The sequence below is a fragment of the Hirschia baltica ATCC 49814 genome, from assembly GCF_000023785.1.
Lineage (GTDB): Bacteria > Pseudomonadota > Alphaproteobacteria > Caulobacterales > Hyphomonadaceae > Hirschia > Hirschia baltica.
In genome coordinates this window covers 690,917-708,145 of record NC_012982.1, presented here as the reverse complement: position 1 = coordinate 708,145, position 17,229 = coordinate 690,917, and the positions used below count along the sequence as shown (strand labels likewise).

Here is a 17,229-nt window from a genome sequence, read left to right as displayed (position 1 = left end):
ATCATGAAACGCCTCCTTGCCAGCTTGCTTATTGTAACATCATCGCTCAATTGCCTTCCGGCAAAAGCCCAATTTGTTGTCTATGACCCAGCCAATCACATTTCTAGCATATTGCAATTGGTGCAAGCGGTTGAAGAAGTCATCAACCAAATTGTTCAACTCGCCAATGAAGTACAAATGCTTGAAAACATGGCTAAGGATTTAGAAAGCCTGCCAACAAGCATTGCAAATGATATTTTGGACCGATTGGCCAAAATTGAAGCACTGACGGAAAAGGCAGAAGGCATTGGTTACCGCATTGAAGAAATAGAGCGTCAATATGAAGACCTCTATCCTGAAGATCAAACAAATACACCCCCTGCCCAAGCAGAGCTTGTCGCGCAAGCACGCGCAAGATGGCAACAATCACGTATCGCTTTTAAAGAAAGCCTAGAACTTGCTGCTCAAACCGTACAAAACACACGTGTTGATAGCGCGTCTTTAGAGCGTTTAATCTCTGCGAGCCAATCTGCCTCAGGTAATCTTCAAGCTGTCCAAGCAGGCAATCAGATTGAAGGGTTGCAAACCCAACAACTTATCCAAATGCAAAATCTGATGGCGGGCCATTACCGGGCTCAGGTTTTAGAGAATGCACGCCAATTAGCAGAAGCAGAACGCGGCCGTGCGCGTACCAAAGCCTTTATTGAAGGTCATGATTAATGGATATCATTGATACCTTCTTAGCCACTTTCATTACCTATATTGATTCAGGCTTTGGATTACTTGCTGGTGATGTTGCTTATCTATCCAGCACTCTCATCGTAATTGATATTACATTAGCTGGCTTATTTTGGGCACTCTCTTCTAATCACGACGTGATTGGCAGCCTTATCAAGAAGATACTCTATGTTGGCTTTTTTGCCTTCATCATTGGTAATTTCACGTTTTTAGCGACGATCATTTTTGATAGTTTTGCAGGTCTTGGCCTTCGCGCTGGTGGTGGCACCATGACAGCGAGCGACCTCTTACGCCCTGGCCATATTGCTGGTGTTGGATTTGAAGCAGCCGCCCCACTATTAGAGGAAATTTCTGAACTTTTAGGGCCGGTAAGCTTTTTTCATAATTTTGTTTTGATAGCTGTCATGTTCATTGCCTGGGCTGTCATCATATTGGCCTTTTTTATCTTAGCCGTGCAGCTTTTTATCACCATTTTAGAGTTTAAGCTCACCACGCTGACAGGCTTTATACTCGTGCCTTTTGCACTTTGGAATAAGACAAGTTTCTTAGCCGAACGCGTTTTGGGTAATGTCATGAGTTCGGGCATTAAACTCATGGTGCTCGCTGTCATAATAGGTATTGGGTCTAACCTTTTTGTCAGCGTCACGGATGCTTTTACCAATGATGTCGATATCACCTTATCACAGGTTATGGGCACAGTGCTCGCGTCTATTGTTTTCTTCTGGATGGGAATATTTTCACCCAGTATTGCTGCAGGTTTAATAACGGGGGCACCGCAATTGGGCGCTGGTTCTGCAGCAGGCGCTGCGGCTGGTCTTGCAGCATCGGGCTATGTCGCTGGAATGGGTAGCCGTGCAGCAGTTAGCGCAGCAGCATCTGGAGGTGGCAACGCGATTAAAGCAGGCACCTCAATGGCCGGTGCTGCACGCACGGCATATTCAATGGGCTCTGTTGCTTCGGGTAAAACCGGTACAAGTGCCATTGCTAGCGGCATGGGCGGTATCGCACGCGCAGGTGGCGATGCATTAAAGGCGCAAACTGCAAAGCCTCTCAATAGTGTTAAACAAGCCTACACCAGGGGCAGCCAATCAGTTTGGTCCGCGACGGGTGGCTTACCCTCTTCTGAGCCATCAGCCTCTTCAAATACTCAGCCAGATAATTGGGCAAAGCGTTTTCAAACCCAGCAACGTATTGGTCAGGCCAGCAGCGCCGCTCTGCATAGCGTACGTGATGGAGATCGCGGCGCATCTGGCGCAAGCCCCAGTTTACAAAACAAGGACGAATAATGTTTAAGCGCTCCACCACCTCTTACGGACCAAGTCCGTTTCCAGAAACGCCTTATCAAAAGGCTGGGCAGATCTGGGAGTTCGTCGTCGATTTGCGACAAGCAAAACAATTTATCCGGGGGATGAATTGTAGACACAGAACGCTGCGCCAGCAGCGCATAGGCTCTTTTCCTCTCAATCAAACAAACGCAGGACGAAGCCATGCTATTTAAACGCACGTCTTCCAGTTATGGACCAAGCCCTTTCCCCGAAACGCCTTACCAAAAGGCTGGGCAGATCTGGGATGAACGCATAGGCTCTGCTCGCGTCCAGGCAAGGAATTGGCGACTTATAGCACTAGGCTGTTTAGGTTTGTGCTTTTTATCCTCGAGTGCATTAATATGGCGCTCTCTTCAATCAAGCGTCACACCCTATGTGGTCGAAGTGGATGAAACCGGTGCAGCGCGCGCTATTGCGCCTGCCAATGACACCTATATTCCCTCAGACGCACAAATCGCGCATCATCTGGCCAATTTTATTGAAAATGTCCGCGGGCTTTCTGTTGATCCCGTCATTGTGCGTCAAAACTGGCTCAAAGCGTATGACTTTGTCACAGATAAAGCAGCAACAACGCTCAATGAATATGCTGGTTCAAATGATCCTTTTGCGGATGTCGGCCGAAAATCCCGTACAATAGATGTCATCTCAGTCGTGCGTGTCTCTGAAGATAGCTTTCAAGCCCGCTGGCTTGAAAAAACATATGAGAATGGCGCGCTCACTTTAGCGCAGCGCTATACTGGCAATTTTACCATCATCCACAAAACGCCCTCAACAGCTGCCACCCTGCGCGCCAATCCGCTTGGGCTTTATCTGCACAGCTTAAATTGGGGCCAAGACCTTGTTACAGGAGATCCAAAATGATCCGTAAATCCCTCTTAGCATCTGTCTCTCTTTTACTTGTGACAGCTTGCACCACAACTGAGGTTACCCCCATTACACCTAAAGATTTTATAGCTGCTAGACCTCTGGAAGACTTAAGTGAACATCCCGTCCAAATTGTTGAAACAACTGTACCGCTCCCCTTGCCCGGACAAATGAAAAAGATAGGTCCCCAAGCGCCATCTAAAAAGAAGATTACACCTGAACAAGCGATCAAAGAAGGACGCCAACACGCGCTGATCGAGCCTTCAGTGGATGGGTATGTCAACGCGATACAAATCTATCCTTATACCGAAGGCGCGCTCTATCGTCTCTATGCCAGCCCAGGACAAATCAGTGATATTGCCTTGCAGGTCGGCGAAGAGCTGGTATCGGTCTCCGCAGGTGACACCGTGAGATGGGTTGTGGGTGATACGCTCTCAGGGTCGGGTTCAACATCGCGTGCGCATGTCTTAGTAAAACCTATAAGTGCAGATATCCGCACGAATTTGATGATTGCTACCAATAAACGCACTTACCATCTTGAATTAGAATCTGTGTCATCTGGCTATATGGCAGCTTTATCCTGGCGCTATCCAAAAGATGCTTTTGCTGAACTGACAACTAAGAACGATCGCGCGCATGCAAGAGCAGCCAATTCCATTGAAAGTGGTCTTACACTCGAAGACTTAAACTTTGATTATAAGCTGACAGGACAATCCCCGCCCTGGAAGCCGGTACGTGTCTTTGATGATGGCGCACAAGTCTTCATCCAAATGCCTGAAAATATCAAAACATCGGATATGCCACCTCTTTTTGTTGTTGGACAATCAGGGGATGCAGAATTGGTCAATTACCGCATCAAGAATAATTATTATATTGTCGACCGTCTATTTCGTGCAGCTGAATTACGCCTTGGCACCAAACGCCAAACAATCGTGCGCATAGAGCGGGTAAAAGCTCGCACCGGCCTTGCTGCCCTATTTGGAAGCTAGTGGATATGTCTGATCCAATTCCATTTTCCGAGCACGCAGACAAGCTCAATATCCGCTCTAAACCGCGGCCTGTCACGCGCATAAACCGCAAGGTTTTGATTGTGGGTGCTGGTATTGGCGTGATGGGGTTATTTGCTGCTGCAAATATCGCGCTCGCACCGCCAAAGGCTGTTGATCCAAGCCAGCGGCGTGAGCTTTATAATACCACCAATACTCGCAAGCCGGACGGATTAGCCCGGCTACCTAAAACCTATAATGATGTGCCAAAACTTGGTCCGCCATTAAATGGGGATTTGGGGGCAACCATATTAGCCGCTGAACGTGATTTAGGTATTGAGCCCACTTATCTAACAAACAATCCACACAGTTTTAAACCCAATCCATTAGATGAAGCTGAACGCGCAGCACGTATGCGTCAGGCAAAGCTGGCAGAAGCAGCAAGTCAAGCGCCCGTCTTTTTCCAGCTACAATCTCGGTCTGGAGTCACATCTTCAGCAACACCCGCCTTAAGCGCTCAGCATCAAGCCATGCTTGAAACGCGCTCAGAGCTGATGGCGCTCGCCAAATCCAGCATGCCTCAAACAGGATCTGGCTTTGGCGGTCAACATGATAGCAATTTACAAGATAAGAAACTTGCTTTTGCCAATGAACACACAAGAAGCGATATCTATAATCCGCATCGTTTAGAGACACCCGCCTCCCCTTATCAAATTATGGCAGGGTCATTGATACCAGCTTCTTTGGTGACAGGGATTAATTCTGACCTTCCAGGCGCGATAATCGCACAGGTCACGCAGCCGGTTTATGACACTGCGTCGGGGCATCACATTCTCATCCCGCAAGGCGCACGCCTTTTGGGGCGCTACCAGTCAAATGTCAGTTTTGGGCAAAACCGCGCCCTCGTCACTTGGAACAGAATACTCTTTCCCGATGGGCGGTCTATCATCATTTCAGCACCTGGCGCAGATTCACAAGGTTTTGCTGGTCTTTCAGATAAAACAGATCATCATTGGGACCGCGTATTTGCGGCAGCAGGTTTAGCCACGTTGCTAAATATTGGCTCAGAGCTTGGATCTAACGATGACAGCGACATTGTCCGCGCCATCCGCAATGGAACATCCGACACAATTAACCAAGCTGGCCAAGCCATTGTTGATAAGCAGCTTGGTATCCAACCGACGATAAAAGTGCGCCCAGGGTGGCCATTACGCGTCATTGTCACCCGCGACCTCATTCTTGAACCGACCCAATAAAGGAGCACCATATGCCTCTTCGTCTAGATAAATTACCTGATCGCACGCCCGTGCGTATGAGCATTAGTTTAGAGCCAGATTTAGCCTCTGCCCTCAAAGACTATGCAGCGCTTTATCAACAATCTTATGGCCGGAATGAAAAGCCTGAAACACTCATCCCTGCCATGCTTGATACGTTTTTAAACTCCGATGCTGGCTTTAAACGCGCGCGCAAAACACTTCACGCAACACAACCAACACAAGGACACTAAAACCATGGCTCAGATTGGAATTTTTACGCTTAAAGACGGCAAATACACCGGCACAATCCGCACAATGACAATTAATGTCAAAGCGCAGCTTGTACCTAATACGAAGAAAGCAAGTGAGGATGCGCCAGATTATCGGCTATTTGCGGGCGGTGCTGAATTAGGTGCCGGCTGGAAAGAGGCATCTAATTCTGGTGAGACGAACTATCTTGCTGTGAAGCTAGATGATCCAAGTTTTGCATCCCCTATTCGGGCAGCGTTTTTTGAGAATGCTGAAAATGGGACTGGGGTGTTGGTGTGGAAACGCGCTAGCTAACATAAGTAGTGTTTAGTATGGAAGCCGCCCTCGCACTTTAGTCTCCGTGTCATGATATTCCGCTTCATGTCGATAGCCGTCAGCCATTTCAGTCAAGACTGCTGCGACTACTGGATGAGAATTGTGTAGTGCTTCAGCCCAATGCCTGTATTGAGCCTCCAGCTCTCGCTCTTGGTCTCCTCCAGTGCCACGCATTACAACTCCTCGCAGATTGTACTTCCCTGTCCTGAACCCACTTTTCATAGATTTTGTTGCGGTAGCTTGCAGCGCATCCCTTACAGGTTCAGAGGGCCACACGCCGTCGCCACCGATTTGAGATTTTGCCAAGAGTTCTCCGATTTTGAGTTCAGCGGCCTCCAGCCGAGCTAGCTCACGACAACCTTCGCGCACCTTGTTGATCCACTCGATAAGACGGTCAGGTTCCACTTCCCCCCGTGCGTTTCTTCCGGGAAGTCGGCTAAGCGCTTGGAAAAAGTGGAACATGGAGGAGCCGCGTTTTTGGATTACTTCCTGATCGCCCTGCAACCAATCAGGATCAACGCCATCATCCGAACGCTTATACAAATACGCGACAGCCTCTACGAACATTGACGGATTGGAGGCGACCTCATTTTCCAGATTCGGAATGTCGTATTCGGTGCGCTCCAACAATTGGAGATATCGAAACTCCAATCGGGCCAATTCATTGCGCGAAATGCTCTTGTCAGCATTCAGGCGTTTGAAGGCTTCAGTAATGTAGTACTGCCCCATATTATCGATGTTTTGATCGTGTTCTTCACTGCCCGTGAGCTTATCAAGCATTTCTAGCAGTCGCCGGTGGGGCACGCGTTCCATGCGCGGACCAGACAAACTCAAGGCCGCGTAAGGGCGATTGTACTCAAGTAGTTTGCTGACAGCTTCCGCAACGTGATCAGGATGCACCCAGAGATAAGCTGCGGGGACCGAGCTCCAGTACTCGGCCTCCAACAGCCGTGACGATGCAACTCTCGCCCATGTCGATGGATTAAAGGGCGCTTCACGAAAAATCTGAGCGCGCGTCGTGGCAGGGAGTTTGTTTTCCGCTAGGTCAAAAACGTCTCCAAGCATCGCCTCTGAGAGGCTGCTTAGAATGCCTCGAAAGACATTCTCTCTGTCGCTGTCAGAGAGAGTAGGACGTTCGATGGCTTGATAGAGAAAATCCAGTGTCGCAACCGTTTCATCAAGAACGGAGACCATCAATTGTCCTATGAGAGATTTGGTCCCAGACAATTCTATCATCTGGAATACGCCTTCCAGCCCTTTTTGGGCATGGATAACCTTTAGCGCTTCGATACGTTGTTCTTTGATCTTCGTCTCACGAGCTTCATAATCCTGCGCAGCGTCCTCCAAGTCTTCTTGGTTCATTTCGACCCACTGGTTTCGAAACAACCATTCATGCTCCAAGATTACGTCGTCAGGACGAAGGGCATCAAAAGCTTCAGCAACTTCCGTTGGTTCAAACAGGTCGCCATCATTGCGCTTCGCGCGTATTGCGGCGCGTCGTGTATATGCGTTCATGCGAACTTTTTCGCGAAGCCAAGCTTTGTCGGCTTCTGAAGCTGTCTGGCTCCAAGTTTTGATGCTCCCCCAGACTTTGGTTTGGTGCTCTGGAAGGAGACCGTCTGCGCTATCCACAAGGTCCGCGAGCTTCTCTCTGTCAAATTGAGGCCAGCATAAACAGGCATCAAGGCAATGGAGAACAAACTCGCTGCTTTCACCACGCGTGACAGGTTCGCCATAACCATGTCCGTCATTTCGCCATTTGGGCTTGTGACTGTAATCGCCAACTGTTGAACGAGGGTCGAACTGGTTCGTGGCGATGATCCAGCCGATATCTGGAAAGTTGCGCTTGAGGTAGTCAAAAGAGGCCTTGCGCTGATCAAGGTCGGCGCTCGTCTGCGGCATCCATGAACGAAAAATCGACAGAAGTGAATTGATAGGTTTGTTCGCCAGATTGTCTTCCAGCTTCTTACGACTGAGCGTGCCCAATATATGCACGACGCGCGTCAGACGGTTGCTAGGCCACGCCAATCCTTCAAGCGCCCACAACAAGCCGGTGCGCGCGTATCCGCCTCCGAAAATGCCGGTGTTCTCGGGACGGATAACCTGAAGACAGATAGAGTGGTCTCCCAGTTGAAGGTCCTCTTCCACAATCTCAAGAAATGTTCCGGGGGCGATTTCTGCATAGTGTTGCAGATCGTGGTTATTGGCTTCCAACTTCCTGGCCGTTAGGGGCGCAAGAAGATTGCGAACGAGGCGGTCTGCCCGCGCGGACACATCCACACCAGTTAGCGCTTTGAACAGGCTGTCTCCATGAACAGCGAGCAGTACCGCCATTTCCGCGATAGCGTTTCGAAGCACCCCTGATATCTCGCGGGTTTTCCCGTGTATACTCGCGGCCCACCGCTCTTCTCGGGGGAGATCCAGCGCCGGATCATCTTCTGAAAGAACAAGCTCGCAACAATCAAAAAAGCGCTCCAGATCGGCGGCGGTAAATGATCCGCAAACTGCGTAGAGTGCGTCGATTTTAGAAACCACCCCCCTAATTCCGCCGAGCGACCAGACCGGCGCATCGTCAAGCTGAAGCAGTCGACCAAACCCGGGCTCGAGTTCTGAGTAATCATCAGCAGATGCTAGGAGAGACACCAGATCCCTATCGGTCTTGTTCCTGGAGTCCCACGCTCCGGCCAATGTAAAGCAGCAAAGCGAACGTGACAGGACCGCGTCGGTCGTCCATTCAGGCCTTTTCACCGCATCAAGCTGGGAAAGACGCCGGCGAAGAACCGTTAAAGAGCGCCCCGATTCGTTCGACAGACGATCAATCTCATCCCTGCTGCAATCAATCGCTTCGAGACCTAGCCTGAAGGCCTCGTAGTTGAGCGGATCGATAGAGATGTCCGGATCACGGGTAGTGGTGTTCTTGGGGTAGATGAGAATCGATTTCAAGTTGTTCGCAAAGGGGGAGAAGCTGCGTTCGACATCGGGAGCCCAGATAATGGGGATAATGCGAGAATTCACCGTTAGAAGCGAAGTGAGCGTGTCGGCTTGGGTGAAGACCAACGCTCGATCCGAATACCCGACCAGATGCTCATCCGCAATTGAGTCAAAGGCGGCTTTGACAAAAGCCAATCCCTCAATAACTGAATCTGCAGCGATAACGAGCGGAGTATGATCCTCTTTCTTGGCCCAGTGAATTATCTGGGCCTCATGCATCGCTATCGCTTGGTCGAAAAGCTGAACGGGCAATTCCGGCGCACTGTCGGCCACCCACTCAACCCAGACTTCACTGAGGCTCTTTGCGCCTTCAGTGGGGCGACCAGTCTCATGTGCAAACCAAGCTTGCGCGGAAACAGACTGCTGTATCCATTGTTCGAGATCTGATGCATCAAGCGCCCGGACCTCTTTCCATTCGTTTTCTTTGTTTCTAGCTTTGATCCAGTCTGTCTTTCCAGACCATCTGTGAGGTGTGACGAATAAGAAGGTCATTTCTCTTCGTTCATTGGCGGCTACGCTTTTGACTCGAGCCTCGTAATCACCGTCAGCTTTGGACTTTATGCTCTTGTTGCAGCCAAACTCCCATCCCGATTTGCCTGCTGGAGTCCAAGGAGTTGCACCAGCAACCTCTAGATAGCCATCCCATCCGGCCCTTTCGCCGGAATCGTTCCCAGGAAAATCAATGGCGTTCACATTTCGAGAGGTTGAGTGAACAAGCGTTCGAATCAGCACAGGCAGCCTTGTTCTTGCGTCTATCCGGTTGGTCGCCCAGGCGCTGATTTCTCTTTCGAGCACTTCCAGGTGGACAGGCGAATAAGGAGCCGCCGTGATTTTGTCGCTCGCCGTTTTTACGTGTTCAGCGTCATGCGCCGCTTGCATCTTCAACAAGCGTTCCGCCGAAGCCCCAAAGAGCGCTTCAATCTTTTCGGCAAGCTCAGCCGACAAGGCCGCCTTCCCATTCAGCATACGCGACAAGGCAGGGCGTCCGATTTCCAAGCGCTCTGCGGCTTCTGAAACAGACATGCTTTCCGGCAGAATTTTTTCACGAATGTAAAGACCAGGATGTTGGTTCATCATTATCAACCCGCCAAAATGCACATATACAATGCTAATTTAATTGAACGATTCGACTGTATCTTATCACAGTACAGTACATACGTCTATTTATACATATCACGAAATTTAAAGTAGTAATTTTATTTCTATACTAAGGGACCAGCCCCTCACGTACTTCAAGTAAAATAATCCCCTACCGTGTCCTCAGCTTCGCTTGCGGGCCGCACCAGCCGTGGAGGATTTTACTTTCCGTTTGCACACCCCGTTTTCGCCAAAGGGCAAGGTTGTATGAGCAACCCTTTCCTAATGGAGGAAGACAAGATGAGCATTTCCCTACACGCGCAGCCTTATGATTTGCCAGCAACCGGCTTTTACTTTGGTAGTGCCGAAGAGTTTAAAGCTAAGAGTAGTGCCTTAAAGAATACCTATGGTGACCAGGTCGAAGAATTTGAGATCCAGTTTATCGATGGCAGTGATTTAGACCATGCATTCGCTAAAGCATTTGGTTTGTATCAGTCTAATATTTCCGCATTCTTTGAGATTGTAGAGAGCTGGGAGGACTGGCAGAAAATTCATTTCATAATTGCGGTTGGTGAGTGTGGCTATAGCTTTGATGCAAACACGCTGAACCCTAATGATTTTGATATCGATATTTACCCAGAAACAAGCCTTAGAGAGCTTGCAGAACAATTTGTACAAGAAGGCCTGTATGGAGAGATACCATCTCCTATCGCCTGTTATATTGATTATGATGCTATGGCACGGGACCTGTCAGTAGATTATAGCGAGACCGTGATTGCAGGCATTCAATACACTTATCGATGTAGTTAACTCCCCCGTTGGAAATCACTACACAATTCTTATTTGGAGCGTCTAAACCTGATGACGCTCCACGCCTCAAACTTATCCACAGCTTTATAAAAGTCTCTAAATCTCTTGATGTGTCCTGTTTCGTTGTAACCCATATGTAACCCAAGGCTAGAAACGCCAAAACCGCCCTTGCGGACGGTTGATTGTATGTATTTGTTTTTATTGGGAATAAATTGGGTGCGGGGGTTGGATTTGAACCAACGACCTTCAGGTTATGAGCCTGACGAGCTACCGGGCTGCTCCACCCCGCATCAATTATAATATTTATGACGCCTCGCGATCATAAAAGTAGACATTAAAAAACGGCTTCACCTAGCTAGCCTAGACTAGAAAGGACAAAGCCGTTTTGCCCTGAATTTCAGGACCATGAAGGAGGTTTCTTACGAACGTAATAGCATTGTTCGACTTTATAGAACTGGCAACGACCTACTCTCCCACGCCTTAAGACGCAGTACCATCGGCGCAGAGAACCTTAACGACCGAGTTCGAGATGGGATCGGGTGGGGAATTCTCGCAATAATCACCAGTTCAATAAAATCGAACAATGAGATCTCCTAACTATTGTTGGTAGTTAGGAGTAAAACTAAGTATCAGACCATAATCACATATTATGTTTTTGATGATTGGTATCATTAAGATACCGGATTTGTTTTGCGGAGTGCGTTACGCTCCGAGCACTGATGGTTAGTCAGTATTTAGCTAGTTTTTATGTTTCGTACATCTTCGCAGAAAAAGTAAAGATCACTTTTTCGAGCGATGCACTGGCATATTCTTCGCCACGCATGGGTATGTATCGGATCAAGCCGATCGAGCAATTAGTACCAGTTAGCTTCACGTATCGCTACGCTTCCACACCTGGCCTATCGACGTCGTAGTCTACGACGGCTCTCAGGGAAGTCTAGTTTTGAGGGAGGTTTCCCGCTTAGATGCTTTCAGCGGTTATCCCGTCCATACATAGCTACCCTACACTGCGGCTGGCGCCACAATAGGTCCACCAGAGGTATGTCCATCCCGGTCCTCTCGTACTAGGGACAGATCCTCTCAAACTTCCTACACCCACGGCAGATAGGGACCAAACTGTCTCACGACGTTCTGAACCCAGCTCACGTACCACTTTAATTGGCGAACAGCCAAACCCTTGGGACCTGCTCCAGCCCCAGGATGTGATGAGCCGACATCGAGGTGCCAAACGATGCCGTCGATATGGACTCTTGGGCATCATCAGCCTGTTATCCCCGGAGTACCTTTTATCCGTTGAGCGATGGCCCTTCCACACAGGACCACCGGATCACTATGACCCACTTTCGTGTCTGCTCGACTTGTCAGTCTCGCAGTCAGGCAGGCTTATGCCATTGCACTCGTCGAACGATTTCCGACCGTTCTGAGCCTACCATCGCGCGCCTCCGTTACGATTTAGGAGGCGACCGCCCCAGTCAAACTCCCCACCATACAAGGTCCCGGATCCCGATAAGGGACCGCGGTTAGACATCATCGAGGACAAGGGTGGTATTTCAAGGACGACTCCACCAGAACTGGCGCTCTGGTTTCATAGTCTCCCACCTATCCTACACATGCCATCGATAATGCCATTGTAAAGCTAGAGTAAAGGTTCACGGGGTCTTTCCGTCTGACCGCGGGTACCCCGCATCTTCACGGGGAATTCAATTTCGCTGAGTCGATGTTGGAGACAGTGGGGAAGTCGTTACTCCATTCGTGCAGGTCGGAACTTACCCGACAAGGAATTTCGCTACCTTAGGACCGTTATAGTTACGGCCGCCGTTCACCTGGGCTTCAATTCGAGGCTTGCACCCCTCCTTTTAACCTTCAGGCACCGGGCAGGAGTCAGACCCTATACGTCGTCTTGCGACTTCGCAGAGCCCTGTGTTTTTGATAAACAGTCGCCACCCCCTAGTTTGTGACCCTCTCTGGAATTACCCAAAGAGGCACGCTTATCCCGAAGTTACGCGTGTAATTTGCCGAGTTCCTTCAACATCGTTCTCTCAAGCGCCTTGGCATGCTCTGCCTGTCTACCTGTGTCGGTTTCGGGTACGGTCTAATGGTGGAGCTATTTCCTGGAACTGCTTGGCGGCATACCCAATCCAATAAGGGCACACAACTTCCACAATCCGTCACTACCACCTGGTTCAGGAATATTAACCTGATTCCCATCGTCTACGCATTTCTGCCTCGACTTAGGGGCCGACTAACCCTGCGCTGATTAACATTGCGCAGGAAACCTTAGACTTTCGGCGAGCGGGTCTCTCACCCGCTTTGTCGCTACTCATGTCAGCATTCTCACTTCTGATATCTCCAGCCAACCTCACGATTGACCTTCACAGACTTACAGAACGCTCCGCTACCACATTTACATGTCCACAATTTCGGCGAACGGCTTTAGCCCCGTTACATTTTCGCCGCAGAAACGCTTGACCAGTGAGCTGTTACGCTTTCTTTAAAGGATGGCTGCTTCTAAGCCAACCTCCTGGTTGTTTCAGCATTTCCACATGCTTTTCCACTTAGCCGTTACTTGGGGGCCTTAATTGGTGGTCAGGGTTGTTTCCCTCTTCACTACGGACGTTAGCACCCGCAGTGTGTCTGCCGTATATTACTCGTAGGTATTCGGAGTTTGGTTAGGATCAGTAAGACGGTGAGTCCCCATAGCCCATCCAGTGCTCTACCCCCTACGGTATTCGTACGACGCTCTACCTAAATAGATTTCGCGGAGAACCAGCTATCACCAGGTTTGATTGGCCTTTCACCCCTAGTCACACGTCATCCCAGAGCTTTTCAACGCTCAAGGGTTCGGTCCTCCAGTGCATGTTACTGCACCTTCAACCTGCACATGACTAGATCACCTGGCTTCGGGTCTAATCCCACAAACTCGACGCCCTATTCAGACTCGGTTTCCCTGTGCCTACACCTATCGGCTTAAGCTTGCTTGTGAGACTAAGTCGCTGACCCATTATACAAAAGGTACGTGGTCACTCCGAAGAGCTCCCACTGCTTGTAGGCATTCCGTTTCAGGATCTGTTTCACTCCCCTCGTCGGGGTGCTTTTCACCTTTCCCTCACGGTACTTGTTCACTATCGGTCAGTATGGAGTACTTAGGCTTGGAGGGTGGTCCCCCCATGTTCAGACAGAATTTCACGTGTTCCGCCCTACTCTAACGGCTTATCATTTTACACTTACGGGACTATCACCCACTATGGTTTGGCTTTCCATCCAATTCAGTTTATTTCAAAGCTCGGCCTGGTCCGCGTTCGCTCGCCACTACTAACGGAGTCTCGGTTGATGTCCTTTCCTACGGGTACTGAGATGTTTCAGTTCCCCGCGTTCGCTCTTTAACCCTATGTATTCAGGTTAAAGTATCTCGTTTATGAATTAGTAGATCCAAACACCACCCTAAGGTCATGCTTAAAACCACTAAATCTGAGATGGGTTTCCCCATTCAGAAATCTATGGATCAAAGGTTGCTCGCACCTCCCCACAGCTTATCGCAGCGTGCCACGTCTTTCATCGCCTCATACTGCCAAGGCATTCCCGGAATGCCCTTTTGACGCTTGATCACTCAACAATACCCATGCGCAGAGAAGAACATGTCGGTGTTCTAAACCTTGCTATGGATCGTTGTCAGACGATACTTAGTTTTACGTGTTCATCCTCGAGGAAAACGCCGGTGTAATGGCGCGGATGAACAACCTCCTTACAATGTCAATCCATCTAGAACCAGAAGTCCTAGACGAAACTTGTGTTACAGCGAACCTATGAGATAGATTAAGTTAAATGGTGGAGCCGGACGGGATCGAACCGACGACCTGAAGCTTGCAAAGCTACCGCTCTCCCAACTGAGCTACGGCCCCTTATCGATATTGCTACCGAATTCATTGAACCACAATCAGGATAAGCAATGGTGGGTCTGGGAAGACTTGAACTTCCGACCTCACCCTTATCAGGGGTGCGCTCTAACCACCTGAGCTACAGACCCATTGCTTCTATGCAAGGGTATGCTCAGTGTTGCGCATTGCCCTGCCCTATCGGGGCTCGCTGTTCTCAGTCAACAAAAACCATATTGTTGTCGATGACTGAGATGGAAGAGAAACGAAGACGGCGACATGCCGCTATGTTTTTGCTGTCACTCACATACTGGATAAAGAGTATATGGTGCAACTTAATGCTAGAGAAGTTGACGAAATCAATAAATTGAAATTCCTCAACATCCTTAGAAAGGAGGTGATCCAGCCGCAGGTTCCCCTACGGCTACCTTGTTACGACTTCACCCCAGTCGCTGACCCTACCGTGGTCGCCTGCCAAATTAGCGCAGCGCCTTCGGGTAGAACCAACTCCCATGGTGTGACGGGCGGTGTGTACAAGGCCCGGGAACGTATTCACCGTGGCATGCTGATCCACGATTACTAGCGATTCCAACTTCATGTTCTCGAGTTGCAGAGAACAATCCGAACTGAGACAGCTTTTTGGGATTATCCCATTGTCACTGCCATTGTAGCACGTGTGTAGCCCCACCTGTAAGGGCCATGAGGACTTGACGTCATCCCCGCCTTCCTCCCGATTGACTCGGGCAGTCTCTCTAGAGTGCCCAACTAAATGCTGGCAACTAGAGATAAGGGTTGCGCTCGTTGCGGGACTTAACCCAACATCTCACGACACGAGCTGACGACAGCCATGCAGCACCTGTCACTATGTCCGAAGAAAACTCCATCTCTGGAGTGAGCATAGGATGTCAAAGGTGGGTAAGGTTCTGCGCGTTGCTTCGAATTAAACCACATGCTCCACCGCTTGTGCGGGCCCCCGTCAATTTCTTTGAGTTTTAATCTTGCGACCGTACTCCCCAGGCGGAGAGCTTAATGCGTTAGCTGCGTCACCAACAAGCATGCTTGCTGACAACTAGCTCTCATCGTTTACGGTGTGGACTACCAGGGTATCTAATCCTGTTTGCTCCCCACACTTTCGCACCTCAGCGTCAGAAATAGTCCAGTCAGTCGCCTTCGCCACTGGTGTTCCACCGAATATCTACGAATTTCACCTCTACACTCGGTATTCCACTGACCTCTCCTATCCTCTAGACTAGCAGTTTAAAAGGCAGTTCCAGGGTTGAGCCCTGGGATTTCACCTCTTACTTACTAATCCGCCTACGTGCGCTTTACGCCCAGTAATTCCGAACAACGCTAGCTCCCTTCGTATTACCGCGGCTGCTGGCACGAAGTTAGCCGGAGCTTCTTCTCCGGGTACCGTCATTATCTTCCCCGGTGAAAGAATTTTACAACCCTAAGGCCTTCATCATTCACGCGGCATGGCTGGATCAGGGTTTCCCCCATTGTCCAAGATTCCCCACTGCTGCCTCCCGTAGGAGTCTGGACCGTGTCTCAGTTCCAGTGTGGCTGATCATCCTCTCAAATCAGCTATAGATCGTAGTCTTGGTAGGCCATTACCCCACCAACAAACTAATCTAACGCGGACCGATCTTTCTCCGATAAATCTTTCCCCCTAAGGGCGTATACGGTATTACACCTCGTTTCCAAGGGCTATTCCGTAGAGAAAGGCACGTTTCCACGCGTTACTCACCCGTCTGCCACTCACTCCGAAGAGTGCGTTCGACTTGCATGTGTTAAGCCTGCCGCCAGCGTTCGTTCTGAGCCAGAATCAAACTCTCAAGTTGAGTTGACCTGACGAATCAAATAGTAATCTTCTATCTGATCGCTGTTTAAAGCGTTTGCACTTTTTGACGGGAGACCCGTTCATTGTCATATAAACTAAGTAAACTTAGTCTATCGTTCTATTGAACTGGTCTTCCTTTATAAAAACGCAAACCGTCGTTGTCGAATGTTGAATATGAAGCCGAAGCTTCAAAATTCAGCAAGCACGACGCCGCCTGCGTTTCTCTTCCAATCTTACAATGTCAAACATCTACAAAACTTCGCTCAAACATCCCAACTTAATGAGACAGGAGCGCTGCGGGCTCGAACCCTTAATTGTAACCTCCGGCCGGACATCCGTCTCAGCGTTTCGGCGAAGGTGCAGGATATAATGTCCAGCACCGTGTCCGTCAAGAACTATTTTCAATTAATTTCAGGACAGTCCGAAGACCAATCAAATGCACCTCAGTGCCAGAAATTAACTAAAAACAACGACTTAGTGGGCGACTTATTAAGTTGCCCGCAGAACCGTTTGTTCTCAGCGGAGAGAGGCGGTGTATAACGACCGACCCTCAGCTCGTCAACCACTTATTTTAAGTAATTTTCAGAAGCTCTAAAGAACTAAGAAAACCACTAAAAACTGAGCCAATTTTATTACCCTAAAAGAGTAAAGAATTAACCCCGTGATCGGCGAAGAGACGCGGCTTATAATAACCACACCTCACCCCGTCAACCAATTATTTAAGTTATTTAAAAAAACTCCGAAGAGCAGAAAATTACTTAAAATTGAGACACTTAAATTCGAATAGATCGAACTCAAAACCTCAATGGCCGGCGAAGAGATGCAGCGTATAAAGACCGCATCTTCTCCCGTCAACATGTTTTCTCAATTAATTTAAACAAGTCCGTAAACTGATCAAATTAGCCA

General features: G+C 49.2%; 9 protein-coding genes, 3 tRNA genes and 3 rRNA genes. 8 read left to right on the top strand and 7 right to left on the bottom strand.

Annotated features, from left to right (window positions below; genetic code table 11):
* Positions 1-3: 3 nt before the first annotated feature.
* The 7 genes from trbJ to HBAL_RS03325 all read left to right on the top strand — a co-directional run bounded on the left by trbJ (position 4) and on the right by HBAL_RS03325 (position 5,712).
* Entirely contained in the window at positions 4-699 is a 696-nt protein-coding gene (trbJ, locus tag HBAL_RS03355; protein ID WP_015826514.1) for a P-type conjugative transfer protein TrbJ, read from the top strand.
* On the top strand, positions 699-2,003 hold the full coding sequence (gene trbL, locus HBAL_RS03350; protein WP_015826513.1) for a P-type conjugative transfer protein TrbL: 1,305 nt from the start codon (positions 699-701) through the stop codon (positions 2,001-2,003). Before trbJ ends, trbL begins: the two co-directional genes overlap by 1 nt.
* 201 nt (positions 2,004-2,204) lie before the next feature.
* A complete protein-coding gene (gene trbF / locus HBAL_RS03345; protein WP_015826511.1) occupies positions 2,205-2,903 on the top strand; it encodes a conjugal transfer protein TrbF in 699 nt (232 codons plus the stop codon).
* Entirely contained in the window at positions 2,900-3,895 is a 996-nt protein-coding gene (trbG, locus tag HBAL_RS03340; RefSeq protein WP_015826510.1) for a P-type conjugative transfer protein TrbG, read from the top strand. The genes trbF and trbG overlap by 4 nt, the downstream gene beginning before the upstream one ends.
* A gap of 5 nt (positions 3,896-3,900) precedes the next feature.
* Complete coding sequence (locus HBAL_RS03335; RefSeq protein WP_015826509.1) at positions 3,901-5,148, top strand: TrbI/VirB10 family protein; 1,248 nt, start codon at positions 3,901-3,903, stop codon at positions 5,146-5,148.
* Between the two features lie 11 nt (positions 5,149-5,159).
* The gene (locus HBAL_RS03330) at positions 5,160-5,399 is read left to right on the top strand and encodes a DUF2274 domain-containing protein (RefSeq protein WP_015826508.1); all 240 of its coding nucleotides are present in this window, start codon (positions 5,160-5,162) and stop codon (positions 5,397-5,399) included.
* A 4-nt stretch (positions 5,400-5,403) separates the two neighbouring features.
* On the top strand, positions 5,404-5,712 hold the full coding sequence (locus HBAL_RS03325) for a DUF736 domain-containing protein (RefSeq protein ID WP_015826507.1): 309 nt from the start codon (positions 5,404-5,406) through the stop codon (positions 5,710-5,712).
* A 12-nt stretch (positions 5,713-5,724) separates the two neighbouring features.
* Here HBAL_RS03325 and HBAL_RS03320 read toward each other — a convergent pair whose 3' ends face one another.
* A complete protein-coding gene (locus HBAL_RS03320; protein WP_015826506.1) occupies positions 5,725-9,801 on the bottom strand; it encodes a HigA family addiction module antitoxin in 4,077 nt (1,358 codons plus the stop codon).
* Between the two features lie 267 nt (positions 9,802-10,068).
* Here HBAL_RS03320 and HBAL_RS03315 point away from each other — a divergent pair, with 267 nt between their 5' ends.
* On the top strand, positions 10,069-10,611 hold the full coding sequence (locus tag HBAL_RS03315; RefSeq protein ID WP_233356732.1) for an antirestriction protein ArdA: 543 nt from the start codon (positions 10,069-10,071) through the stop codon (positions 10,609-10,611).
* Positions 10,612-10,824: 213 nt separating this feature from the next.
* Here HBAL_RS03315 and HBAL_RS03305 read toward each other — a convergent pair.
* The 6 genes from HBAL_RS03305 to HBAL_RS03280 form a co-directional block, all read right to left on the bottom strand.
* Positions 10,825-10,901 (bottom strand) — tRNA-Met (locus HBAL_RS03305).
* A gap of 162 nt (positions 10,902-11,063) precedes the next feature.
* Positions 11,064-11,178: ribosomal RNA gene (rrf, locus tag HBAL_RS03300) — 5S ribosomal RNA — on the bottom strand.
* A 266-nt stretch (positions 11,179-11,444) separates the two neighbouring features.
* Positions 11,445-14,216 (bottom strand): 23S ribosomal RNA (locus HBAL_RS03295).
* Between the two features lie 218 nt (positions 14,217-14,434).
* Positions 14,435-14,510: transfer RNA gene (locus tag HBAL_RS03290), tRNA-Ala, on the bottom strand.
* Between the two features lie 48 nt (positions 14,511-14,558).
* Positions 14,559-14,635: transfer RNA gene (locus tag HBAL_RS03285), tRNA-Ile, on the bottom strand.
* A gap of 238 nt (positions 14,636-14,873) precedes the next feature.
* Positions 14,874-16,324: ribosomal RNA gene (locus HBAL_RS03280) — 16S ribosomal RNA — on the bottom strand.
* Together the 16S, 23S and 5S rRNA genes with 3 tRNA genes alongside form the textbook arrangement of a ribosomal RNA operon.
* Between the last annotated feature and the right edge of the window lie 905 nt (positions 16,325-17,229).